At 73.6% G+C, this 23241-nt stretch carries 21 protein-coding genes; 9 read left to right on the top strand and 12 right to left on the bottom strand.

Translation table 11 applies throughout. From position 1 onward, the window contains the following. Positions 1 to 32: 32 nt before the first annotated feature. Together DTB53_RS18955 and DTB53_RS18950 are read left to right on the top strand one after the other, a co-directional pair. A complete protein-coding gene (locus DTB53_RS18955) occupies positions 33 to 1625 on the top strand; it encodes an alpha/beta hydrolase (protein WP_012379135.1) in 1593 nt (530 codons plus the stop codon). A 117-nt stretch (positions 1626 to 1742) separates the two neighbouring features. Continuing rightward, a complete protein-coding gene (locus tag DTB53_RS18950; RefSeq protein ID WP_042496176.1) occupies positions 1743 to 3338 on the top strand; it encodes an alpha/beta hydrolase in 1596 nt (531 codons plus the stop codon). 60 nt (positions 3339 to 3398) lie between these two features. On the opposite strand, the gene moeZ is transcribed toward DTB53_RS18950, so the two are convergent. From moeZ to DTB53_RS18910, 7 genes are all read right to left on the bottom strand, one after another. Beyond that, a complete protein-coding gene (gene moeZ, locus DTB53_RS18945) occupies positions 3399 to 4577 on the bottom strand; it encodes an adenylyltransferase/sulfurtransferase MoeZ (RefSeq protein WP_003966457.1) in 1179 nt (392 codons plus the stop codon). 99 nt (positions 4578 to 4676) lie between these two features. Continuing rightward, positions 4677 to 5519, bottom strand: a complete 843-nt coding sequence (locus tag DTB53_RS18940; protein WP_003966458.1) for a spherulation-specific family 4 protein — start codon at positions 5517 to 5519, stop codon at positions 4677 to 4679. After that, on the bottom strand, positions 5507 to 6472 hold the full coding sequence (locus tag DTB53_RS18935; protein ID WP_003966459.1) for an NAD-dependent epimerase/dehydratase family protein: 966 nt from the start codon (positions 6470 to 6472) through the stop codon (positions 5507 to 5509). Before DTB53_RS18935 ends, DTB53_RS18940 begins: the two co-directional genes overlap by 13 nt. Positions 6473 to 6713: 241 nt before the next feature. Further along, on the bottom strand, positions 6714 to 7895 hold the full coding sequence (locus tag DTB53_RS18930) for a hypothetical protein (RefSeq protein ID WP_106431690.1): 1182 nt from the start codon (positions 7893 to 7895) through the stop codon (positions 6714 to 6716). A 232-nt stretch (positions 7896 to 8127) separates the two neighbouring features. Further along, the gene (locus tag DTB53_RS18920) at positions 8128 to 9960 is read right to left on the bottom strand and encodes a DUF3492 domain-containing protein (protein ID WP_012379139.1); all 1833 of its coding nucleotides are present in this window, start codon (positions 9958 to 9960) and stop codon (positions 8128 to 8130) included. A gap of 264 nt (positions 9961 to 10224) precedes the next feature. Next, the gene (locus tag DTB53_RS18915; protein ID WP_042496182.1) at positions 10225 to 11679 is read right to left on the bottom strand and encodes a DUF3152 domain-containing protein; all 1455 of its coding nucleotides are present in this window, start codon (positions 11677 to 11679) and stop codon (positions 10225 to 10227) included. Positions 11680 to 11687: 8 nt separating this feature from the next. Next, complete coding sequence (locus DTB53_RS18910; protein ID WP_042496185.1) at positions 11688 to 12653, bottom strand: alpha/beta fold hydrolase; 966 nt, start codon at positions 12651 to 12653, stop codon at positions 11688 to 11690. 109 nt (positions 12654 to 12762) lie between these two features. Between DTB53_RS18910 and DTB53_RS18905 the strand changes: the two genes are divergently transcribed. From DTB53_RS18905 to DTB53_RS18890, 4 genes are all read left to right on the top strand, one after another. Then, positions 12763 to 12978: an Rv3202a family protein gene (locus DTB53_RS18905; RefSeq protein ID WP_003966465.1), complete on the top strand. Its 216-nt coding sequence runs from the start codon at positions 12763 to 12765 to the stop codon at positions 12976 to 12978. A 167-nt stretch (positions 12979 to 13145) separates the two neighbouring features. Continuing rightward, positions 13146 to 13787 (top strand): TetR/AcrR family transcriptional regulator, encoded by a 642-nt coding sequence (locus DTB53_RS18900; protein ID WP_003966466.1) that lies wholly within the window; start codon positions 13146 to 13148, stop codon positions 13785 to 13787. 140 nt (positions 13788 to 13927) lie between these two features. Beyond that, entirely contained in the window at positions 13928 to 14155 is a 228-nt protein-coding gene (locus tag DTB53_RS18895; RefSeq protein ID WP_003966467.1) for a DUF3107 domain-containing protein, read from the top strand. Between the two features lie 199 nt (positions 14156 to 14354). Then, positions 14355 to 14624, top strand: coding sequence for a hypothetical protein (locus DTB53_RS18890; RefSeq protein ID WP_003966468.1), 270 nt, complete (start codon positions 14355 to 14357; stop codon positions 14622 to 14624). A 63-nt stretch (positions 14625 to 14687) separates the two neighbouring features. Here the strand turns inward: DTB53_RS18890 and DTB53_RS18885 are convergent, their stop codons facing one another. Further along, the gene (locus DTB53_RS18885) at positions 14688 to 15434 is read right to left on the bottom strand and encodes a ferritin-like fold-containing protein (RefSeq protein ID WP_012379143.1); all 747 of its coding nucleotides are present in this window, start codon (positions 15432 to 15434) and stop codon (positions 14688 to 14690) included. Between the two features lie 474 nt (positions 15435 to 15908). Here DTB53_RS18885 and DTB53_RS18880 point away from each other — a divergent pair, with 474 nt between their 5' ends. Further along, a complete protein-coding gene (locus tag DTB53_RS18880) occupies positions 15909 to 18104 on the top strand; it encodes a DEAD/DEAH box helicase (RefSeq protein WP_012379144.1) in 2196 nt (731 codons plus the stop codon). Between the two features lie 202 nt (positions 18105 to 18306). Beyond that, positions 18307 to 19164 carry an alpha/beta fold hydrolase gene (locus DTB53_RS18875; RefSeq protein ID WP_012379145.1) on the top strand — a complete coding sequence of 286 codons (858 nt, stop codon included), beginning with the start codon at positions 18307 to 18309 and terminating at the stop codon, positions 19162 to 19164. A 66-nt stretch (positions 19165 to 19230) separates the two neighbouring features. On the opposite strand, the gene DTB53_RS18870 is transcribed toward DTB53_RS18875, so the two are convergent. Then, complete coding sequence (locus DTB53_RS18870; protein ID WP_012379146.1) at positions 19231 to 20142, bottom strand: NYN domain-containing protein; 912 nt, start codon at positions 20140 to 20142, stop codon at positions 19231 to 19233. A gap of 208 nt (positions 20143 to 20350) precedes the next feature. On the opposite strand from DTB53_RS18870, the gene DTB53_RS36875 reads away from it, so the two are divergent. Next, positions 20351 to 20503, top strand: coding sequence for a DUF8834 family protein (locus tag DTB53_RS36875; protein WP_003966472.1), 153 nt, complete (start codon positions 20351 to 20353; stop codon positions 20501 to 20503). 113 nt (positions 20504 to 20616) lie between these two features. On the opposite strand, the gene DTB53_RS18865 is transcribed toward DTB53_RS36875, so the two are convergent. From DTB53_RS18865 to DTB53_RS18855, 3 genes are all read right to left on the bottom strand, one after another. Continuing rightward, positions 20617 to 21222, bottom strand: coding sequence for a MarC family protein (locus DTB53_RS18865; RefSeq protein WP_012379147.1), 606 nt, complete (start codon positions 21220 to 21222; stop codon positions 20617 to 20619). A 177-nt stretch (positions 21223 to 21399) separates the two neighbouring features. Continuing rightward, a complete protein-coding gene (locus DTB53_RS18860; protein ID WP_003966474.1) occupies positions 21400 to 22266 on the bottom strand; it encodes a PHP domain-containing protein in 867 nt (288 codons plus the stop codon). A 162-nt stretch (positions 22267 to 22428) separates the two neighbouring features. After that, positions 22429 to 23106 (bottom strand): DUF6758 family protein, encoded by a 678-nt coding sequence (locus DTB53_RS18855; RefSeq protein ID WP_012379148.1) that lies wholly within the window; start codon positions 23104 to 23106, stop codon positions 22429 to 22431. Between the last annotated feature and the right edge of the window lie 135 nt (positions 23107 to 23241).

The following is a 23241-nucleotide window of genomic DNA, read 5'->3' as shown; positions in this document are numbered from 1 at the left end:
CGCTCCCCGGCGGCCCGCCGCACGATGGGGGCATGAGGACTTCCCCCGCTCTGCGCGCCGCCGCCCTCGCCGCCACCGCCACCGTGCTGCTGCCGCTGGCCGCCTGTTCGGACGACGGTGACGGGGAGGGGGCCTCGACGCCGACCGGGGCCTCGACCGCCTCGCCGTCCTCCACCGCCGACGACCTGGCGTCCCAGGAGCTCGACTGGTCCCCGTGCCCGCCCCCGAACGCGGCTCAGGGCGGCGGCGCGTCACCGTCCCCGCTGCCCGGCGGCGTGGTGTGGGAGTGCTCCTTCATGGACGTACCCCTCGACTACGCGAAGCCGGACGGCCGCACGATCGAGCTGGCGCTGGTGCGGGGCAAGGCCAAGGAGCAGAAGCGGCGGATCGGCTCGCTGGTGTTCAACTTCGGCGGGCCCGGCGCGTCCGGCGTCGCGACGCTGCCCGCCTTCGGCACCGAGTACGACAAACTCCGCACCCGGTACGACCTGGTGAGCTTCGACCCGCGCGGGGTCGGCCGCAGCGAGGGCGTCGAGTGCGCGGACGACGCCCAGCTCGACGCCTTCTACCAGGAGGACTCCACCCCGGACGACGCGGCCGAGGAGAAGCGGTTCGTCCAGGGGCAGAAGGACTTCATCGCGGACTGCGAGGAGAACTCCGGCCCCGAACTCCCCTTCGTGGGCACGACGAACGCCGCCCGCGACATGGACCTGATGCGTACGGTGCTGGGCGACGAGAAGCTGCACTACTTCGGCATCTCGTACGGCACCGAGCTGGGCGGCGTCTACGCCCACCTCTTCCCCGACAAGGTCGGCCGGGCGGTCTTCGACGCGGTGGTCGACCCCACGAAGGACGCCGAGCAGTCCTCCCTCGGACAGGCGCAGGGCTTCCAGCTCGCCCTGGACAACTTCACGAAGGACTGTGCGGAGCGCGACGACTGCGCTCTGCCCGGGGCCACCCCGCAGGAGGTCGAGCAGGGCATCGCCGACCTGCTGGCCGAGCTGGAGGAGCAGCCGATCGACGGGCTCGGCGACCGGGCGCTGACGCAGACGCTCGCCACCACCGGCATCGCGTCCGCGCTCTACTCCCAGGAGACCTGGCCGCTGCTGGAGCAGGGCCTGGACGAGGCGGGCGGCGGGAACGGCGGGTTGCTGCTCGCCCTGGCCGATTCGCTGAACGGCCGCTCGGAGGACGGCCGGTACGACAACTCCAACGCCGCCAACATCTCCATCAACTGCGCGGACAGCAGCGAGCGGTTCTCCCTGGAGCAGACGAAGGCGGCGCTGCCCGCGTTCCGCAAGGCGTCCCCGCTGTTCGGGGACTACCTGGGCTGGGGCCTGATGAGCTGCACCGGCTGGCCGGTGGCGGGCGCCTGGAAGACCCCGGACGTCAGCGCCCCCGGCTCCGCCCCGATCCTGGTCATCGGCAACACCGGAGACCCGGCGACCCCGTACGCGGGCGCGAAGGCGATGGTGGACCGGTTGGGCGAGGGAGTCGGCGTCGAGCTCACCTACCAGGGCGAGGGGCACGGGGCGTACAACAGCAAGGACGCGTGTGTGCAACGGACGGTCGACGGCTATCTGCTGAACGGCAGGGTGCCGAAGTCCGGCACCGTCTGCGGGTGACCCCGACCCCCGACTCCCCTGCCGCCCAAGGCGGTTAGCATGGCCGCACAGCACAGCCGCCCGACGCGTCACCACCGGCTTCGGGCCCGACGCCCCCAAGGGGAGGGAAGCCGGATCATGCGTGCGCACCGTCGTGCCCAGCGGGCCGCCGTCTCGACAGGAGCAGCTCTCCTCGCGGCGGGACTGCTCGCCGGCTGCGGCCTGTCGAGCTCGGAGCCGGACGTGAGCGATCCGGCGGGCGGCCGTCCCGCCGACCCCTCCGCCACGCCCGCGCCGACGGAGGCCGAGGACTCCCCCGGGACGCCGAAGCTGCCCTCCGCCCTCACCTCGCAGCGCCTCGACTGGAAGCGCTGCCCCGCCCCGCGGGGCGGCAAGGCACCCGGTTCCGCATGGCGTTGCGCGAGCGTGGACGTACCGCTGGACTACGCGCGGCCGTCGGGGGAGACGCTGTCCGTCGCGCTGGTCCGCAAGAAGGCCCGGGACAAGGAGCGGCGGATCGGCTCGCTGCTGTTCAACTTCGGTGGCCCCGGCGGCTCCGGCGTCGATACGCTGCCGCGCTCGGCCGACGCGTACGCGAACCTCAACTCCCGCTACGACCTGGTGAGTTTCGACCCGCGCGGGGTCGCGGCCAGTTCCGGGGTGCGCTGCCGCACCGACGAGGAGCAGGAGCAGGCCCACCGGAGCGTCGACCTGACCCCGGACACGGCGGCCGAGGAGAAGGCGTTCATCGAGGACGCCGCGGACTTCGGCGCCGGCTGCGAGCGCCGCTCGGGCGCGATCCTGCCGCACGTCGGCACGTCCGACGCCGCCCGCGACCTGGACCTGATCCGCGAGGTCCTGGGCGACGAGAAGCTGTCCTACCTCGGCTTCTCCTACGGTACGGAGCTGGGCGGGACGTACGCGCACCTCTTCCCGCAGCGGGTGGGGCGCGTGGTGCTCGACGCGGTCGTCGACCCGACGGCGGACGGGATCGGGCACGCCCGCAACCAGGCCACGGGCTTCCAGCGCGCCCTGGAGAACTACCTCAAGGACGGCGGCCAGGACCCGAAGGCGGGCTCGGAGCGCATCGCCCGGCTGCTCGCCCGCATCGACCGGAGCCCGCTGCCGACCGACTCGGGCCGCGAGCTGAGCGAGTCGCTCGCCATCACCGGCATCGTCACGCCCCTGTACTCCGAGTCCGGCTGGCCCGCACTGACGGCCGCGCTCGACGAGGCGGAGAACGCCGGCACGGGCAACGGTCTGCTCCGGCTCGCCGACTCGTACAACGGCCGGGACGAGAAGGGCCGTTACGACACCCAGAGCCACTCCCAGCGGGCGATCTCCTGCGCCGACTCGGCGTCCCGGCCGACCGTGGACGAGGCCCGTGCGCTGCTGCCGGAGTTCCGGAAGCTGTCACCGGTCTTCGGCCCGTTCCTGGCCTGGGACACCGCCGGCTGGTGCGCCCAGTGGCCGGTCGAGGGGGAGCACGAGACGCCGGAGACCAGCGCGCCCGGCGCGGGCCCGATCCTGGTCGTCGGGACGACCGGCGACCCGGCGACCCCGTACGAGGGGGCTCGGCGGATGGCGGACGAGCTGGGCCGGGGCGTCGGCGTCCTGGTGACCAACAAGGGCGAGGGGCACGGGGCCTACGGCGGCAACGACTGTGTGACCGCGACGACCGACGCCTACCTCCTGGACGGGAAGGTCCCCAAGGACGGGAAGACCTGCGGATAGCTCCCGGCACACGGAAGGGGCCGGTCCGCGTCGCGGACCGGCCCCTTCTCGCACCACTCCCTAGTACACCGGCTTCTCGGGCTCGATCTGGTTGACCCAGCCGATCACGCCGCCGCCGACGTGCACCGCGTCGGCGAAGCCCGCGGACTTGAGGACCGCGAGGACCTCGGCGCTGCGGACGCCCGTCTTGCAGTGCAGGACGATGCGCTTGTCCTGCGGAAGGTCCTGGAGGGCGGTACCCATGAGGAACTCGCCCTTCGGGATCAGCTTCGCGCCGGGGATCGAGACGATCTCGTACTCGTTCTTCTCCCGGACGTCGATGATCTCGATCTTCTCGTCGCCGTCGATCCACTCCTTGAGCTGCTGGGGAGTGATCGTCGCGCCGAGCGCCGCCTCCTGGGCCTCGTCGGACACGACGCCGCAGAAGGCCTCGTAGTCGATGAGCTCGGTGACGGTGGGGTTCTCGCCGCAGACCGCGCAGTCGGGGTCCTTGCGGACCTTGACCTGGCGGTACTGCATCTCCAGGGCGTCGTAGATCATCAGTCGGCCGACCAGCGGGTCGCCGACCCCGGCGAGCAGCTTGATGGCCTCGGTGACCTGGATGGAGCCGACGGACGCGCAGAGCACGCCCAGCACGCCGCCCTCGGCGCAGGAGGGGACCATGCCCGGCGGCGGGGGCTCCGGGTAGAGGCAGCGGTAGCAGGGCCCGTGCTCGGACCAGAACACGGAGGCCTGGCCGTCGAAGCGGTAGATCGAGCCCCAGACGTACGGCTTGTTCAGCAGCACCGCGGCGTCGTTGACGAGATAGCGGGTGGCGAAGTTGTCCGTGCCGTCCACGATCAGGTCGTACTGCGCGAAGATCTCCTTCACGTTCTCGGCTTCGAGCCGCTCTTCGTGAAGGACCACGTTGACGTACGGGTTGATGCCGAGCACGGAGTCCTTGGCGGACTCCGCCTTGGACCGGCCGATGTCGGCCTGGCTGTGGATGATCTGGCGCTGCAGGTTCGACTCGTCGACCTCGTCGAACTCCACGATGCCGAGCGTGCCGACACCGGCCGCGGCCAGATACATCAGGGCCGGCGAGCCGAGGCCGCCGGCGCCGACGCACAGCACCTTGGCGTTCTTCAGGCGCTTCTGTCCGTCCATCCCGACATCCGGGATGATCAGGTGGCGGGAGTACCTGCGGACCTCGTCGACGGTGAGCTCAGCAGCTGGCTCGACCAGGGGTGGCAGCGACACAGGAACCTCAACAATGCAGGTGGTCGGATTCTACGGAGACCGGCTTCTCACGGCCGACTACGTACGGTTGTTCTCCCCGTAACACTGCCACGCCCCTTCTCATTCCGAGATACCAGGTCCGATCCGCGAGACGATTTCGTCCCAGTAACTGGGCAGCGCGGCGAATGGGTCGCTTTGTCCGCTTCGTTCGTCCCGGTCGTTCCGGACGTTCCGGTCGGTGAAGAAGATCGTCCCGGCGCCCTGCCAGCGCGCGATGCGCATCGCCTCCTCCAGGTGGGTGCGGGGCACCCCGTGGACGAAGTGGGCGAAGCGCTCCGGTGGGTAGTCGGCCGTCCACTCGGCCACCTGGGACCAGCGGTAGTCGGTCCAGGGCCCCCGGAAGGTGACCAGTTGGTCGGCCGCCTCCGCGTACCCGGGATGCGGGTGCGTGCCGAGGCCCAGCACCAGACGGCCCCCGTCGTCGGCGCTGTCGCTCTCCGCCAGCAGGGCGTGGAGCGTCCCGGTGAGCCGGCGGACGGCCGGCAGCTCGGCCCGCTCGGCGGGGCAGCGGGCGAGGTAGAAGCCGCCGATCCGGTACCAGTCGATGAAGGACCGGGCGTCCGCGATCAGCTCCTCGAACGGCCGCTCGCCCCAGGCCAGGTCGAGGTGGCCGAGCAGCCTGCCGCCGGAGGCCCGGACCGTGTCGTCCGGGGCCTCACCGTGCAGGGCCCGTTCACGGGCGTTGCGCAGCCGGCCCGCGGCCTCCAGGCAGTGCGGGTCGGGCCGGGAGCCGGGGCCGTCCGCGATGTTGAGGACGGCCCAGTGCAGCGGGGTGCCGGGGCGGGCCAGTTCGGCCCATTCGGCGGGGGCGAGCAGCGGGTGGGCGTAGCCGGGGACGCCGAACCCGAGCTGTTCGCCGCCCGCGGTCCGCCGGGCGTCGGCGGGAGCGGTCAGATGCGGCACGCCGCCTCCATCCAGATGTCCGCCAACGACTCCTCCAGATTGATCCGGGGCCGCCAGCCGAGCCGGTCCCGCGCGGTGCGGACGTCGGCCTGCTGCCAGGCGCCGCAGCCGTCGGGATACGGGGACGGGGTGGCCGCGAGGTGCTCCATGACGGACTCGGCGGAGGTGCGCGGGGCCCCGATGGGCAGGCGTGCGGGGGGCGTGTCCAGCTCGTGGAGCGCGCCCGCGTACCCGGCGACCCTCGCCAGGACCGCGGCGGCGTCGCGGAGGCGGACGGCCCGCCCGGTGCCGATGTTGACGACGCCCTGGGCGGCGGAGAGCGAGGCGGCGTGAACGGCCCGCGCCACGTCCCGTACGTCGACGAAGTCCCGCTGCACGCCGAGCCCGCTGAGCTTCAGCTCGCCGTCGCCGGACTGCATGGCCCGGCGCATCGCCTCGGCGAGGCGGCCGAGCGGGGAGCCCGCGGGGGTGCCGGGGCCGACGGGCGAGAAGACCCGCAGGACGACGGCGTCGAGGCCGGAGCCGAGAACCAGTTCGGTGGCGGCGAGCTTGCTGACGCCGTACGGGCCGCCGGGGCGCGGGACCGCGTCCTCGGCGGTGGAGGACCCGGGCTGCGAGGGCCCGTACTCCGAGGCGCAGCCGACCTGGACGAGGCGGGCCCCGCAGCCGCTGCGGCGCAGGGCCTCGCAGACGGTGGCGACGGCGACGGTGTTGTGCCGGGTGAGGTCGCGCGCCCCGCCGCGCGTGGCGCCCGCGCAGTTGACGACGACTCCGGGGTGGACGGCGTCCAGGAAGCGGGTGAGCGCCCCGGGGCTGCCGCCCGCGAGGTCGAACCGGACGTCGGCGTCGTCGCCGCGGCCCAGAGCCGTGAGGTGGACGGCTGGATCGGCGAGCAGACGGTCGGCGACGAAGCGGCCGAGGAATCCGTTGGCTCCGAGCAGCAGCACCCTCATCGCGCACCGCCTCGGTGCCGACGGCTCACTGCCGGTGCGGGGGATTGGGGGGTCATGGCGGGTTTCTCCTAGGTCGTCGAGTCGGTCGTGCGGTTGCTGTACGGGCCCGCGGCGTCGGCTCCGCGGGAGGGGCGGTGAAGCGGTGGAACGGTCGGGGTGGCTGGGGCGGGGCGGTGGCCCGTGTGCGGGGCGTGCGGTGGTACGCCGGTGGGTCGTGCGGTGGTACGTCGGTGGCCCCGGCTCAGCTCCGGGTGTGCGCGGAGGCACGCGAGAGGGCGAACGCGGCGTGCAGCAGCAGTCCGACGGCGGCCCCGCCGCAGGCGAGGGCGGACACGGCTCCCGTCCCGCCCGTCGAGACGAGGGCGTTCACGGGCTGGGCGAGCGGTTCGAGCCCGGGGAGCCGGGCGGCGAGGACGAGCGCCGGGGCGCCCGCCTCGACGGCGCAGGCGGCGGCGAGCGCCGCGGTGCCCGGCTCGGGCAGCCCGTGCGCGGCGAGCAGCCGGGCGACGAAGAACAGGACCCCGAGGCAGGCCGCCGCGACCGGCGTGCCGCTGCCGCCGAGACCGAGGTCGGCCAGGAGGAGCAGGGGCAGCAGCGCGCCGAGGAAGAGGGTGACGGACGCCAGGAGCAGGGGCCGGACGCCCGCGCCGAACTCCTCCAGGGCGCGGCTTCCGGCCAGTCTGCGCTGGGCGTGGACGGTGAAGAGGTGGGCGCACCAGGCGGCCGGGGCGACGGCGGCGGCGAGCCCGAGCAGCGGAGCCGGGGTGCCGTCCCACGGACCGTCCGGTCCGCCGGTCATGACCTGGGCGAGCAGTTCCTCGCCGTACACCGCGTAGCTCAGCAGCCAGCAGCCGTACATCCCCGCGCGGCCCGCTCCTTCGGGGGCGCGCAGCGGGCCGCGGGCCAGGCACGCCCGGAGCGCCAGGCAGGCCAGGACGGCGCCGACCACGGTGACGAGGGCCCGCGTCCCGTCGCCGAGGACGCCCTCGGTGACCCGGAGCACCCCGGCGGTCGCCAGGCAGGCGGCCCCCGGGAGCAGGGCGAGGAGCGTCCACGCGGCCCGCGCATCGGCGTCGGGCCCGGGGACGGGGACGGAACCGGTGGTCGGGCCGGCGGCGGGTGCTCGCGTACGGGGCGGGACCCGGGCGTACAGCTCCTCGGCGAGGGCGAAGACGTCCCGGTGGCGGTAGCGGGCGGCGGTGCGGTCGGTGAGCCCGTGCGCTTCCAGTCCGGCGGCGATCTCCAGCGGGTCCACGGCCCGTTCGCACAGGTCGCGGTGGTGGTGGAGGAGGGTCTTCACCGGGTCGGCGGGGCCCCGGCGGGAGGCGCCGCCGGGCGTCCGGCGCGCCGTGGTGCGGGGCCGGATCTCCGCGGGGCGTTCCTGAGCGGACGCGGGGATCGCCGGGTCGTCCGGACGGGTCATCGGGGGGTCTCCGGGGTCGGGGCGGTCTCCGGGGCCGGGGAGGCCCGGTTCTCGGAGAGCCGGTTCGCGGGAGGCAGGTTCGCGGAGGGGCGATTCGTGAACGGCAGGTACGCGGAAAGCCCGTTCGTGGAGGACGGGTTCGCGGAAGGCCCGCTCGCGGGAGGCAGGTTCGCGGAGGACCGGTGCACGCGGGGTCGCTTCGTGCGGGCTCGGTCGGTGGAGGGCCGGGTGGTCACGCATCGCCGTCCCCCGCCGGCCCTGCCGCGACCGCGCAGACGCCCTCGGGCTCCGGCTCCCGCGCGTGCTGCGGCTCGGGCTCACCGGGCCGGGCCCGGCCCGGCTGTGCGCGCAGGTGCGGCCCGGGCTGGGTCCAGTGGCCGAGGAGGCGGGCCTCCGGCGGGGTGGCGAAGGGCAGCGGGTCGCCGTGGGCGTCCACGGTGTCGGCCTCGCGGCGCACCGGGGTGCGGGAGATCAGCTCCAGGTACATGCCGCGAAATGCCGCGAGGTTCTGTTCGACGGTGAAGAGTTCGAGGGCGCGGGCCCTTGCGGCGGCCCCCAGGCGTGCTCGACGCTCGGGGTCGCGCAGCAGCGCGACGCAGGCGTCGGCGAGCGCCTTGGGATTGCGCGGGGGCACCACCAGGCCGGTGCCGCCGATGACTTCGACGACCGCTCCGACGTCGGTGGAGACGGTGGCCCGACCGCAGAACATGGCTTCGACGAGGCTGACCGGGAAGCCCTCGACGACGCTGGACAGCACGATCACGCCACCCGCGCCGTAGGCCTCGGCGAGGTCGGGGACCTCGGGGCCGCCGATCTCCTCGAAGGTGACCGGGCAGACGCCCTCGGCGTGCGCACCGGTGGCCTCGTCCGGGAACAGCTGGGCGGCCAGGGCTTCGCAGTGGGCGCGGTAGGCGGTGGCCTCGTCGCCGTCCGCCGGGGCGCCGAAGAGGCGCAGCCGGGCGCCCGGCTCGGCGCGGCGGACCTCGGCGAAGGCGTGGAGGAGGGCGACGAGGTCCTTGGCGGGCTCGATGCGGCCGACCCAGACGAGCGTGTCGGGGCCGCCCGCGTCGTCACTGTCCCCGGCCGCGCCGAGGCGTTCGGCGTCCTCGCCGACCCGGCCGAACCGCTCGGCCGCCATGCCCGGGTAGACCGTGCGCTGCTTGGCGGGGTCGGCGCCGCAGCGCTGCTGCCAGCGGCGGACATGGGTGTTGCCGGGGGTGATGAGCGCGGCCTGCCGGTAGACCTCGGTGGCGAGCCGGCCGTGGAATCCGGCGAGGAGGGCCCGCACGGGGGGCGCGTACGGGGTGTCGCAGGCGGCCAGGTAGTGCGCGCGCAGCGGGACGCCGTGCTCGGTGACCAGCAGCGGCACCCCGAAGAAGCGTTTGGCCAGGAGTCCCGGGAGGGCGGCCGGGCCGCCGGAGGCCGCGTGACAGAGGTCGACGGCCCCGAGGCTCTCCTGGTCGTACCAGTCCAGCGAGAGGGGGCGCAGCGCGCGTTCCAGCTCGGCGGCGAAGGCGAGGTGGTCGGGGACGGTGGCGCTCTGCACGGTGCGGCCGGTGCCGGGGGCGCGGGAGGCGGCCTCCAGGATCCGGACGGTGTCCTCCGAGCGCAGGGCGAGGTGGAGTCCGCCGCGCTCGCGGGCGAGTTCGGCGAGGCCGTGGAGTCCTTCGGCGAACAGCTCCGCGCCCGTCCCCTCCCCCGCTGCCGTGCCGGCCTCGTCGCGGGTGCAGATCGCGGTGGCCAGGGCGGTGAGGCACTCGGCGAAGCGCCTGCGGTCGCGACGTCCGTAGGACTGTTCGCCGCCGGTCACCAGCCGGGCCAGCAGGCCGCGTTCGCCGCTGCCGCGCAGGGTGCCGTCCTCGGGGGTCCACAGCGGCGCGGTGCGCACCCGGCTGACCCGGGGCGGCAGCCGGACCCAGCCCTGGTCCTCCTGGTGGGCGGAGCGGCTCAGCGCGAACAGGTCGAACTCGTGCTGCGGCAGTCCGCGCACCAGTCGGTCGCACCAGAGTCTGGACTCACCGGTCGCATACGGATAACCACCGTCGGTGAGCAGTCCGATCCGCACGAGTACACCCCCGATCTCCCTTGTGGGGGGCCGCCGTTGAAATGGCGACCCGCAGCGGGACGACCGTAAGCGGATACGCCGGTGGCGCGACGGACGGTTGTCCGTCGCACCACCGAAAGGGGTGAACCGTCGTAACTTTCCCGCCCCGGTCGCGTTCCGTCGCGATACAGCGGTCGGTTGTTACGGAGAGTCAGGCCGGGGCCAGGTCCTCACGGGCCGCCCGGCGGGCCGCCGCGGTCCCGCGGCGAGGGCGTGCGGGAGTCGTCAGCCCTTGGGGTGCACCCAGGGATTGGGCTTGCACGCCACGCCGTCCAGCTTCAGGGTCTTGGTCTGCTGCTGCATGACCGGGGCCAGGGCGCCGGGGGTGCGGCAGCTCACGTGGTTGTGGCCCAGCCGGTGGCCGACCTCGTGGTTGATGAGCATCTGACGGTAGGACAGCAGCTTCTCCGGACCGAAGGTGGCGGCGCCCTGCGCCCAGCGATAGGCGTTGATCATGACGCGGTCGGTCGCGGCGGAATCGCAGGAGACGTTGTCGATCGTGGTGTCGAGACCGGATTTCGCGCACCATTCGCCGGTGGTGCCGGGGCTGGCGAGCGTGATCACGAAGTCCGGGGTCCCGGACGAGATGCGCTCGAAGGTCATCGCGCCGTTGTGCGCCCAGCTCCGGTCATCGTTGAGCGTCTTCTGCACGGCCTCGGCGAACAGCCCGGCGTCGAGGCCCAGGCCCTTCTCCACATCAATCCGGTAGCGGTGCTTCTGCCCCTTCCCGGGGGCTTTCGCGAGTCCGGGCACCGCCTCGAACGTGCCGCTCGCCCTGAGGTCCGCGGCGAGCGGAAACGGCTGCGCCATCTTGGCCGCGTACGAGAGGGGCTTGACCTCGGGCTTCACCGAGGGCTGCTCCGGGGTCGGGCGGGCGTCCGAGCGCGAGGCCTCGCCGCCCGGACCCTGCCGCTCCACGTCGGCGGCGCGTGCGGCGGCCGTACGGCCGCCGGAGTCCTCGGCGACCTGTCCGGCCACCACGACCGCGAGCACGGTGGTCACCGCGGCGGCAGCGATGCCGGTGAAGGTCCGCCCCTTGCCGCCCCGGGCCGCGGCGCGTTCGTCCGGCTCCCCCGCCTCGGTGTCGGCGTCGTCCACGCCGGCCGGGGTCCCGCCCGGCGGCGCGGTGGGCGCACCCGACGGGGTGTCGGTGTCGAAGGCGTCGACGAACTCCCGGCGCGGGCCCGGCAGCGGGGCGTCCGCCGGCGCCGGCTGCCGCGCGGCCCGGCCGTCCGCGGCGCGCTGGGCCGCCCGCTGGGCGGACACCTGACGGGCCACTGCCTGCTGACGGGCGGCGTCCTGGGGCCCGGCGGACCCGCCGGGATACGGCCGGGCGTCACCGGGACGGTTGTCCGGGCCGGCGTACCGGCCGGGGTGCGGAGAGGACGCCTGGGCGTGGGGGGCGCTGCGGGGCGCGGGGCCGCCGGACTCCTGGCCGCGACGGGGGGCCGGCCCGGCGCCCCAGCCGCCGCCCTGCTCACGCTGTTCGGGATGGCCGCCGCGCACCTGCGGGGCGTCGGCGGAGAACGGGCCCCGCCCGTCACCGGTGGGCGCGGGGCCGGTCCGCCTGCGCCGCCCGCCGCCGGGTGCGGGCCTCGCCGCCGGGCGCTCGCCGCCCGGTTCCGTTGCCGCCGTGTCCGGGCTGATCGCCCCGGACCCCTTTCGACTGTGTCGTCCCACGCCCCGGATCAGCTCCCGCCGCTATCGTCCAGCAGTTCCCGGAACGCCTGGGCGACCGCCTCCGGGTACTCCATCATCGCCACGTGCCCCGCGTCGGGCAGGGTCAGCAGCCGGGCGTCGCGGAAGGCCGCGGACGCCCTGCGCGCCATCCGGTACGAGACGAGCTGGTCCCGTCCGCCGTACACGAGCTGGGTCGGTGCGAGCACCCGCTCGGCCTGGCGCCACAGTCCGTGCTGGCCGCCCAGGGTGTACGCGTCGACGATGCCCCGGGCCGAACGCGTCATCGCGTCCCAGAAGTACGGCAGCTCCAGCCGTCGCTCCATCTCGGCCACCGCGTTGCGGAAGGCTTCGTCGGAGACCCGTGCCGGATCGCCGTAACAGAGTGCCATGACTCCGCGCGTCCGCTGCTCCGCCGTCCAGTCCTTCGTCAGCCGGGAGAACAGGGACGCGACCCCCGGCACCGCGAGGAGACCGGTCGGGACGGCGGGCCGCTGCACCCGCCACTCCGGCAGGGCGGGCGAGATCAGGGTGAGGGTGCGCACCAGGTCGGGGCGGACGGCGGCGACCCGGGTGGCGACGGCGCCGCCCAGCGAATTGCCGAACAGGTGGACGGGCCCCCGCTCCTCCGCGTCCAGCAGCCGGATCACCGCACGGGCGTGTCCGGTCACCGAGTAGTTGCCGTCGTCCGGCGGCGGCGAGTCCCCGAATCCGGGCAGGTCGACCGCCTCGCCGTCGACCAGGTCGGACAGCAGCGGCATCAGCGCGGACCAGTTCTGCGACGAGCCGCCGAGTCCGTGCACGTACAGCGCCGGGGGCAGCCCGGTCCGGTCGCCCGGCCGGCAGCGGAGGTTCAGGCCGATCCCCGGCAGCGACACGGAGCGCAGCCGTTCGCCGTCGGCGACCCGGACGGCACTGACCGTGGGAGCCACCGCGGCGGCGGCGGCCTGGACACCCGGCAGCTCGGTCGAAGACATGCGCCAATGTTACGAGACGATCACGCCACGATTCATGTGTTCGCCGTCACAGGCCGCATCGCGGGGCGGGCGGGTAGCTCCTACGCTTCAGGGAAGGAAGGGAGCGCACATGACGGTCGACCCGAGCGACCCGGACACCTTCGAGAACGCCGAACCGGAGGACGCGGGGCCGGAGGCTCCCGAGGCGGACGCCGCCGAGCAGCGGACGGACGTCCGCCCCGAGGAGGACGAAAGCGCCGGAAGCGTCGACCCGGGCGCCGCCAACGAGGCCGATGTGGCGGAACAGCGCAGGGTGATCCCCCTGGATGAGGACGATTACCGGTAGTACGCCCCGGTTTGCTCACCACCTGGGAGAACTGTGGCTTCCACAGCCGTCCGGTCCATGAAATTCTGCGTCCGCGCCGCGCACACCCGGGTTACCCAAAAGTACGATGGCTGTACGGCGCAGCGTGCACGGACCGGCTGTGCTGGAACACATATTTGGGAGGCGGCGTGACAGCCATCGAGCAGACAGAGGCCGCGCGCCCGCGGGGTACACGCCTTCCCCGCCGCGCCCGGCGCAACCAGCTGCTGGGCGCCGCACAGGAGGTCTTCGTCGCGCAGGGCTACCACTCCGCCGCGATGGACGACATCGCCGAGCGGGCCGGCGTCAGCAAGCCGGTGCTCTACCAGCACTTCCCCGGAAAGCTGGAGCTCTACCTGGCCCTGCTCGACCAGCACTGCGAGTCCCTGCTCCAGGCCGTGCGCACGGCGCTGGCCTCCACGACGGACAACAAGCTGCGCGTCGAGGCGACGATGGACGCCTACTTCGCGTACGTGGAGGACGAGGGCGGCGCGTTCCGGCTGGTCTTCGAGTCCGACCTGACCAACGAGCCCGCCGTGCGCGAGCGGGTCGACCGGGTCTCCCTCCAGTGCGCCGAGGCCATCTCCGACGTGATCGCCGGGGACACCGGCCTGTCCAAGGACGAGTCCATGCTGCTGGCCGTGGGCCTCGGCGGCGTCTCCCAGGTGGTGGCGCGCTACTGGCTCTCCAGCCGGTCCACCATCCCCCGCGACACGGCCGTCCAGCTCCTCACCTCGCTGGCCTGGCGGGGCATCGCGGGCTTCCCGCTGCACGGCGTCGAGCAGAGCTGAGCCCGCGGGCGGGGAGCGTCCGACGCCGTGTTCGCTGCGGGCGTTGCCGGTCGGGCCCTGAGCCCCGCTCCCGCCGGGCTAATGTGGCTGCGTACGGCGCGGTTCGCCGCGCAAGGACTGACCGTCGGAGGGACATAGCCGTGGAGGTCAAGATCGGGGTGCAGCACACGCCCCGCGAGATCGTTCTGGAGAGCGGGCTTTCCGCCGAGGACGTCGAGAGCGCGGTCGCCGCGGCACTGGGCGGCAAGGCGGAGCTGCTCAGCCTCACGGACGACAAGGGCCGCAAGGTCCTGGTGCCGGCCGACCGGATCGCGTATGTGGAGATCGGTGAGCCGACCACCCGGCGGGTGGGGTTCGGGACGCTGTAGTCCATCGGACGCGTGGATCACGGGAGCGGCCCGGCGGGGATTTCCCCGCCGGGCCGCTCCCGTCTTCCGTCCGCCTCTCCCGCACGGATCTCCCGTACGGGTCGGAACGGGCCGCCGGAGGGTTGTTCCGCGCAGGCCGGGGGTAGTACCGCCTACGACCGATTTGCCCGCCCCGCACACCCCCGCGAGGTGATCTTCCGTGATCTGGGAATCCTTCGGCGCCGCCGTCCTCGGACTCGCCCTGTCCTGGGCGGCGCTCCGATCACTGGCCGACCGACTGCCGTCGGGCCGTGCGGTCTGTCTCACCGGCACGCTGGGCGCCCTGTTCGGCGCGTATCTGACGCATGCGGCGCTGGGTACCGACCACATCGTCGGGACGCTGATCGGAGCCGTGTCCGTCGGGGCGGTGACGCTGTCGCTCCTGATCCGCCCACGCGGCCGCCGCCTCGCCCGGTCGGCGGCGGCTTAGGCCCTGTCGTCCGGAATCCGCGAGCCCGACATGATCCGGACGAAGGGCCCCGGTGGCCGGGTGTTACGCGGCCAGTCCCAGCGCCGCCATCCGCTTGGTGTGGGCCTCGGTGATCCGGGAGAACATCCGGCCCACCTCGGCCAGGTCGAAGCCGTCCGCGACGCCGCCCACCAGCATCGTCGAGAGGGCGTCGCGGTCGGCGACCACCCGCTGGGCCTGCGACAGCGCCTCGCCCATCAGCCGGCGCGCCCACAGCGCGAGCCGTCCGCCGAGTCGCGGGTCGGCCTCGATCGCGGCGCGCACCTTCTCCACGGCGAAGTTCCCGTGGCCCGTGTCGTCGAGCACGGACAGCACCAGCGACCGGGTGTCGGTGTCGAGCCGGGCCGCGACCTCGCGGTAGAAGTCGCTCGCGATCGAGTCGCCGACGTAGGCCTTGACCAGGCCCTCCAGCCAGTCGGACGGCGCCGTCTGGCGGTGGAAGTCGTCGAGCGCCTTGGCGAACGGCTCCATCGCGGCGGTGGGGTCCTCGTCCACGGCGGTGAGCCGCTGGTTGAGCTGCTCGAAGTGGTGGAACTCGGCGGCGGCCATCTTCGCCAGCTCCGCCTTGTCGCCGAGCGTCGGCGCGAGCTTCGCGTCCTCGGCAAGCCGCTCGAAGGCCGCCAGCTCTCCGTAGGCAAGGGCGCCGAGCAGGTCCACGACCGCGGCGCGGTACTGCGGGTCGGCTGCCGCGGTGGCCCAGTCCTGGGCGGCGATCCCGGTGGCTGCGGAAGCTTCGGCGGGGTTCTCAGTGGCGTGGTCAGGCGTCTCCATGAACGGAACGATAGCCCGCTCAGCCCAGGGCGGAAGGGCCTGGTCAGCCGGGGCCCTCATACCGTTCCGATGAATTCGTCCAACACACATGCGCGAATCCGGGGTACAGTGGTATTGCGCTTACTGAGCACTGTGCTGTGCCAGGGGCGCGCCCTTGAATGAGGATGCCCGGTCGGTGGCCCGATCGGCTCCGACCCGACAGCCCTCCACGCGGTGCGTACGACACGTACGACTGCAGATGAGGGGCCCCCTCAGCGGCACGAGCGCTCGAGCGACGGCAGTGGTCCCGCGCCACCCGGCCCATCCACGGCCGGATGACCAACCCCGGCACGGTACGACCCCCAGCGTTCGCCTCGGACCGCGTCTCACAGAAGAGGCAGCACCCTGACTACGTTCCGCGACCTCGGCATTCTTTCCGAGACGGCCGAAGCCCTTGAGGCTGTCGGCATCACGTCCCCCTTCCCCATCCAGGAGCTGACGCTCCCCGTAGCCCTCTCCGGCTCCGACGTCATCGGCCAGGCCAAGACCGGCACCGGCAAGACGCTCGGCTTCGGTCTCCCGCTCCTGGAGCGCGTGACCGTCCCCGCCGACGTCGAGGCCGGCCGCGCCAAGCCCGAGCAGCTGACCGACGCGCCGCAGGCGCTCGTCGTCGTCCCCACCCGCGAGCTGTGCACCCAGGTCACCAACGACCTGCTCACGGCCGGCAAGGTCCGCAACGTCCGCGTTCTCGCGATCTACGGCGGCCGGGCGTACGAGCCCCAGGTCGAGGCCCTCAAGAAGGGCGTCGACGTGATCGTCGGCACCCCGGGCCGCCTCCTGGACCTGGCGGGCCAGCGCAAGCTCGACCTCTCCCACATCCGCGGGCTCGTCCTCGACGAGGCCGACGAGATGCTGGACCTGGGCTTCCTGCCCGACGTCGAGCGCATCATCACCATGCTGCCGGCCAAGCGCCAGACGATGCTGTTCTCGGCCACCATGCCCGGTGCCGTCATCAGCCTCGCCCGCCGCTACATGTCGCAGCCCACGCACATCAACGCCACGTCGCCCGACGACGAGGGCACGACCGTGAAGAACACGGTCCAGCACGTCTACCGCGCCCACAACATGGACAAGCCGGAGATGCTCGCCCGCATCCTCCAGGCCGAGGGCCGCGGGCTCGCGATGATCTTCTGCCGGACGAAGCGCACGGCCGCCGACATCGCCGAGCAGCTGGAGAAGCGCGGCTTCGCCTCCGGCGCGGTCCACGGCGACCTCGGCCAGGGCGCCCGCGAGCAGGCGCTGCGCGCCTTCCGCAACGGCAAGGTCGACGTGCTGGTCTGCACCGACGTCGCCGCACGCGGTATCGACGTCGAGGGTGTGACCCACGTCGTCAACTACCAGTCGCCGGAGGACGAGAAGACCTACCTCCACCGCATCGGCCGCACCGGCCGCGCGGGCGCCAAGGGCACCGCGATCACGCTGGTCGACTGGGACGACATCCCGCGCTGGCAGCTGATCAACAAGGCCCTGGATCTGAAGTTCCCGGACCCGCCGGAGACGTACTCCACCTCTCCGCACCTGTTCGAGGAGCTGGGCATCCCGGCGGGCACCAAGGGTGTGCTGCCGCGTGCCGAGCGGACCCGTGCGGGTCTGCGCGCCGAAGAGGTCGAGGACCTCGGCGAGACCGGCGGCCGCGGCCGCAAGGCCGCCGCCGCGGCCCCGGCCCGTGAGGAGCGCGAGCCGCGCACCCGTACGCCGCGCCAGCGCCGCCGCACCCGCGGCGGAGCCGCCGCGGCGGAGGGCTCGGCGACGGTGCCCGCACCCGCCAAGGAGGCGGCCCCGGTCGCACCGGCCGGTGAGGCGGCGTCCGACGACGCGCCGCGTACGCCGCGCCGTCGCCGTCGTACCCGCGTGAGCGCCCCCGAGGCCGTCACCGAGGCGGCCGTGGCGGTCGCCGAGGCTCCGGCCGTCCCCGCTCCGGTCGCCGAGGCGGCGCCCGTGATCGAGGCCGCGCCGGTGGCCGAGCCGGTCGCGGAGACCGTGCCGGAGACCAAGCCGCGCCGCCGTCGCAGCCGCGCCGCCGTGAAGCCGGTGACCGAGGAGACGGCGTCGCCCGTCGCCGCGGCTCCGGCCGCACCGGCCCCGGTCGAGTTCCAGACCGTGGCCCTCGCCGCGGGCCTCGCGGAGCCGGTCGCCGAGCCGAAGGCCGTCAAGCCGCGCCGCCGCACCCGGATCGTGAAGCCGGCCGACGAGGTCGACTTCCAGATCGCCCCGGCCGCCGAGCCGGAGCCCGAGGTGAAGACGCGTCGCCGTCCGGCCCGCGCCACGACGAAGGCCACGTCCGAGCCGAAGGCAGCGGCCACGACGGCCGAGCCGAAGGCCCGGGCGACCAGGACGACGAAGTCGCGGGCCAAGGCGGAGACCGCCGAGACCGCCGCGACCACGGCGAAGGCCACCGCGAAGGCGGTCGCCGTCGAGCCGTCCCCGGTCGAGGCCCCGGCCGCCGAGGCGGCGGCCAAGCCGCGCCGCCGCCGTGCCACCCGCAGCGTCACCTCGACCGCGACCCAGGAGGCCGCCGTGGTCTTCGAGGCCGAGGCCGTGGTGAGCGAGGCAGCCGCCGAGACGAAGCCGCGCCGCCGTCGTGCCACCCGCCCGGCGGGCAAGGCGTCGGCGACGACGACCGAGAGCTGACGCTCCCGGCGACACCGCACCACACGTACGGCCCCGCACCCGTGGACCCGGTCCGCAGGTGCGGGGCCGTACGACCTTGCCGCCCCGTTCCGGGACCCGGCCGCCACGCAGCGTGGGGCCGGTGCCGCCGCGGGGTCTCCGGGCTCACCGGTTGCGCTGCCCGGTGGGGCGGGGACGGGGGCGGCGGGGATAGCCTCGCCGTATGAGCCGCCCGCCCACCTTCACCCCGCCGCCCTGTGCCCGCGCCCGTGTCCTCGGGACCGAGCGCGGCGACTTCGCCGTGCTGGACGCCGCGCCGCCCGCCCCGGTACGCGCCACCGTCCTGATGCTGCCCGGATACACCGGCAGCAAGGAGGACTTCATCGCACTGCTGGAGCCGCTGTGCGCGGCGGGCTACCGGGTGGTCGCCGCGGACGGCCGGGGGCAGTACGAGTCGCGGGGAACGGATCGCCAGGAGACCTACGCCCAGGGCGAGTTGGCACGTGACGTGCTGGCCCAGGCGGCGGCCCTGGGCTGCGGGGACGGCGAGCTGCACCTGCTCGGGCACTCGCTCGGCGGGCAGATCGCCCGCGCCGCCGTCCTGCTGGACGCCACTGCGTTCCGCTCGCTGACGTTGATGTCCTCGGGCCCCGCGGAGGTCGTCGCGGCCCAGCGGGACAAGGTGAAGATGCTGAGCGACGCGTTGTCGGTGCTGACCATGGGCGAGGTGTGGGAGGCGATGCGGGCGCTGGATCCGCCGCAGGACGCGGACACCGGCGACGGCGCGGACATGCGCCACCGCTGGCTCGCCCACCACCCGGCGCAGTTGATCGCGACCGGGGCCCAGCTGGCCGCCGAACCGGACCGGGTGGACGAGCTGGCCGCCGTCGGCCTGCCCGTCCACGTCCTGTCCGGGGAGCGCGACGAGGTGTGGCCGGTGGAGCTGTTCGACTCCATGGCGCGGCGCCTCGGCGCCCGCCGCACCACGATCGCCGGCGCCGAGCACTCCCCCAACACCGCGCGCCCGCTGGAGACAGCGGAGGCGCTGGCCGCGTTCTGGGACGGTCTGCCGGCCGTCTGACGCGCCGGTGGCGCCCCCGACGCGTCCCGTCGGCCGTCGAAGGCGCCGCCACCGGCCCCGCTTCCGTCAGTACTGCGCCTGGAGGTGCTGCCAGAAGCCGTCGCGGAGCGCCCGCCGCAGGTGCGCGTGGCCGCGCAGCGAGTGCTGGAGCAGGCGTTCGGCCTCCACCAGCAGGTCCTGGTCGACGGAGCCCGGCAGGTAGGGGTGGCCGGGCAGCAGGTCGGCCAGGGACTCCCGGCCGCGGGCGGCGAGCCAGGCGGCGGCGATCTGCGCTCCGACGAAGCGGACGTCCTCCCGGGAGGGGGCCGGGCTGTCGTCCTCGTACGTGGTGACGGGCCGCCGCGTGACGTAGGGGCGGCAGAAGTCGAGCTCGAAGGTGCGCTGGCTGTCGACCTCCCACAGCAGCGGTTCGGCCTGGTTGCGCCCTTCGGCGGCCTCGATGCCCCAGAGGTGCACGCGCGCCCCGTACCCCTGGGCCGCCTCGACGGCCGAGACCAGGTCCTCGTCCCCGCCGACGAGCGCCGCGTCGCTGATGGCGCGGTGCCGGGCGAGGGATTCCAGGTCGGTGCGGATGAGCGAGTCGACGCCCTTCTGCTGGTTGTTGGCGTTGAGGTTGCCGAGCCGCACCTTGACGTCGGGGAGTTCGGCGATGGCCTGCTGCTCGGTGGTGTGGATGCGGCGGCGGGCCCCGTCGTACCAGTAGACGCGCAGCAGCCTGCTGTCCGCGAAGATCGTGCGGGCCTTGTCGATGAAGGCCTCGATCAGCCCTTCGGCGTCGAGGTCGAAGGAGCGCCGGTCCTCGGTGCCGGTGACGAGCAGCCCGGCCGCGGCGTACACATAGCCGGCGTCCACGAAGATCGCGTGCGTCGACGGGGTCTTCGAGACCTCGGTGAGCATGCGCTCGAGCAGCTCGTTGGTGCGGTCCAGGCGGGCGGCGATACCGGCTCCGCCGAGGGACCGCGGGTCCGCCTCGTTCATGCGAACCCCATGGTCTGTGGTGGCGTGACTACCGACGGGTACTTAGACATCCAAAAAATTTCCTTAGCGTAGGGAATGTTTGTAGGAGGCAATCCGTTGTCACCCATGAGGAACGCGAGGGAAGCCTCGCGTTCCTGGTCTTGCCGGTGGGACGCCCCTACCGGCGCCAGCAGTTCTCCAGCAGGAGGATCAGACGAAGGGAAGCCCTATGCGCTTCGAGATCATGCGACTCGACGACGTCGACGGTACCGCCGTGGACAGCACCGTCGTGGACGCCGCCTCCGTCAACCGGATCGTGCAGCAGGCCGCGGCGACGGGCCAGCGCATCTACATCCGTCCGGCCGACAGCACGGCTTCGTAACGCTCATGGGCTCATGACGCCTGACGAGGCCTCGCGCCTCACCGCATCGCGCCGCTGAAGACGAAGCGCCCCCGCTCGGAACGTCCGTGCGGGGGCGCTGTGGTGCGCGGGGGTCACGAGGTCTGGATGACCTGGGTGACGCCGTTGATGATCTGCTGGACGGCGATGGCGGAGAGCATCATGCCGGCGAGCCGGGTGACCAGCACCACGCCACCGTCCTTGATCACCCGGATGATGACCAGCGAGTAGCGCATGGCCAGCCAGAGCACCACGTGCATGGCGAGGATCGCGGACCACACCGAGAGTTGGCCGCCCACGCCGTCGGCGTGCTGCACCGCGAGGATGACGGAGACGATCGCGCCGGGCCCGGCCAGCAGGGGCATCCCCAGCGGTACGAGCGCCACGTTGACGTCCTTGGTCTGCGTGGGCTCGTCCGTCTTGCCGGTCAGCAGGTCGAGCGCGATGAGCAGGAGCAGCAGTCCGCCCGCGATCATCAGGGCGGGCACGGAGACGTGCAGATAGTCCAGGATCTGCTGACCGAGCAGACCGAAGACGGCGATCACGCCGAAGGCGACCATGACCGCCTGGAGCGCCATCTTGCGCTGCACCTTGGCGGGGCGGCCCGCGGTGAGCGCGAGGAAGATCGGGGTGATCCCGGGCGGGTCCATGATCACAAATAGGGTGAGAAAAAGGGATCCGAAGACAGCGACGTCGAACACAGTGAGCCTTGCGAGAGAAGATCGGGTGGTACGGAGGCGGCGCGGGGTCCGGCGTGGCGCCGTCGCCGTGTCGGACACGCGGCGGTACGCACGGGGGCGCGCGGAGTGCGGAAAAGAGTGGTGCGGTGAAGTGGGCGGGGCCCGGGAGCTGTCCGGCCGTGTTGCGCCGGGCGCCCTCTAGCGGTGGCCGGGTCCGCCGGCGCCCGGCACCGGGAAGGCTCCCGTGGCGCGCCGGGTGATCTCGCCGTAGATCTCGGGGTCGGTGGTGAACGCGCCGAGCTCGACGGTCTTCCGGGTGCCGTGGTAGTCGCTGGAGCCGGTCGTGAGCAGCCCCAGTTCGCGGGCGAGGCCGCGCAGCCGGGCCCGGGTGGGCTCGTCGTGGTCCATGTGGTCGACCTCGACGCCGTCGAGGCCGGCTTCGGCGAGGGCGGCGATCGTGGACTCGGGGACCACCGCGCCGCGTTTCACCGCGCCCGGGTGGGCGAGGACGGCGACCCCGCCCGCCGCCTTGACCAGGCGGACGGCCTCGAAGGGGTCGAACTCGTGCTTCTCGGCGTATGCCCGGCCGCCGTTGCCCAGCCAGTCGGGCGTGAAGGCGTCGGAGACGGTGGGGACGACGCCGAGTTCGACGAGGGCGGCGGCGACGTGCGGGCGGCCGACCGAGCCGTCCCCGGCGATCCGGGCGACCTGCTCCCAGGTGACGGGGACGTCGAGGGCGCGCAGCTTGCGGACCATCTCCCGGGCGCGCGGCACCCGGTCGTCGCGGACGAGTTCCCGGGCGCGCTCCAGCTCCGCGTCGGCGGGGTCGAAGAGGTAGGCCAGCAGGTGCGTGCCGACGCCGTCGACCCGGCAGGAGAGTTCGGCGCCGGTGACGAGGGTGAGCCCGTCGGGCAGCGCGTCGATGGCCTGCCGGTGGCCGCCCACGGTGTCGTGGTCGGTGAGCGCGACGACGTCCAGGCCCGCGGCGGCGGCGTTCGCGACCAGCTCGGCGGGGGTGTCCGTGCCGTCCGACGCGGTGGAGTGGGTGTGCAGGTCGATGCGCACGACGGCTGACTCCGGGGCTCGCGGGCGGACGGGGGACCGCTCAAGGATAACCGTCGCCCACCGGGCCCCGGGCCGCGGAAGCCTTCCGCCCCGCGTGATCGAGGTCCTGTCGTCGAACTGCCGTCGTCGCCCGAAGGGCGGGCGGCGGTTCGACGACAGGACCTACCGCTCGCCCGTCCCCTGCCGGGGCGGCGCCTCGGGGGCGGTGAGGAGGCGGGGGGTGAGCGCGCCGCAGGGGACGAGGTCCACTTCTCCCCCGGCGTCCCGGAGGTCGGTGAGCACCAGTTCGTCGTACATGAGGAGCCCCGACTGCTCGGGCCACAGGATCGCCCAGAGCCAGAGCCCCCGCGCCTCGCCCGCGAAGACGGCGCGGTCCTCCGGGGCGTTCCTGACGTGCCAGAGGGGGGTGGGCCGGCCGGCGGCGTGGACCTTGGCGTCGGGGGCGGAGTCGATGTCCAGGTGGAGCCCGGGGTCCGGGCCGTCGATCCCCGCGTACCGGGCGCCGAGCCCGACCCCGATCTCCTCGGCCACCAGGAGGAGTTCGCCCATCCCGCCGAGCGGGCCGGGTCCGGCGCAGGCCACGGCGCTCGCCCGGCCGCCGCTGCGGTCGTCGCCCGCGCTGGCGACCCCGGTGAACAGCCAGCCCACGGGGAGCGGCCAGGGCATCCAGACGGGAACCTGGGTGCGGTGCACCACGACGCCGAGGCCTTCGACGCTCGGCGGGATGACCGGCTGCATCGGATGGACCTGGCCGTGCACGGAGCACTGCCAGGCGTCGGCGAAGAGACCGGGCGCCCTGACCCGGCCACCGCACTTCGGGCAACTGGGTTCGCCCCTCATAGGGACCAACCGTCCTCCCCGCCGGTCCTCGCGTCAAGGACGATCACCCGTCCGCAGCGTGGCCCTGACCGGCAAGAATAGGTGTAGGTTGCATTTATTAGCCCGCCTAACTTATTCTGTGCATAACGCATCGAT

The sequence above is a fragment of the Streptomyces griseus genome (assembly GCF_900460065.1).
In the GTDB taxonomy this organism is placed as follows: domain Bacteria; phylum Actinomycetota; class Actinomycetes; order Streptomycetales; family Streptomycetaceae; genus Streptomyces; species Streptomyces griseus.
The sequence above is the reverse complement of the archived record's forward strand: the minus strand, read 5'-3'. Positions and strand labels throughout refer to the sequence as shown.

Coding starts and splice junctions, on each gene's coding strand:
- DTB53_RS18955 (WP_012379135.1), top strand. CDS start 33: ATGAGGACTTCCCCCGCTCTGCGCGCCGCCGCCCTCGCCGCCACCGCC.
- DTB53_RS18950 (WP_042496176.1), top strand. CDS start 1,743: ATGCGTGCGCACCGTCGTGCCCAGCGGGCCGCCGTCTCGACAGGAGCA.
- DTB53_RS18935 (WP_003966459.1), bottom strand. CDS start 6,472: ATGAGGGTGCTGCTGCTCGGAGCCAACGGATTCCTCGGCCGCTTCGTC.
- DTB53_RS18930 (WP_106431690.1), bottom strand. CDS start 7,895: ATGACCCGTCCGGACGACCCGGCGATCCCCGCGTCCGCTCAGGAACGC.
- DTB53_RS18910 (WP_042496185.1), bottom strand. CDS start 12,653: ATGTCTTCGACCGAGCTGCCGGGTGTCCAGGCCGCCGCCGCCGCGGTG.
- DTB53_RS18905 (WP_003966465.1), top strand. CDS start 12,763: ATGACGGTCGACCCGAGCGACCCGGACACCTTCGAGAACGCCGAACCG.
- DTB53_RS18885 (WP_012379143.1), bottom strand. CDS start 15,434: ATGGAGACGCCTGACCACGCCACTGAGAACCCCGCCGAAGCTTCCGCA.
- DTB53_RS18875 (WP_012379145.1), top strand. CDS start 18,307: ATGAGCCGCCCGCCCACCTTCACCCCGCCGCCCTGTGCCCGCGCCCGT.
- DTB53_RS18870 (WP_012379146.1), bottom strand. CDS start 20,142: ATGAACGAGGCGGACCCGCGGTCCCTCGGCGGAGCCGGTATCGCCGCC.
- DTB53_RS36875 (WP_003966472.1), top strand. CDS start 20,351: ATGCGCTTCGAGATCATGCGACTCGACGACGTCGACGGTACCGCCGTG.
- DTB53_RS18855 (WP_012379148.1), bottom strand. CDS start 23,106: ATGAGGGGCGAACCCAGTTGCCCGAAGTGCGGTGGCCGGGTCAGGGCG.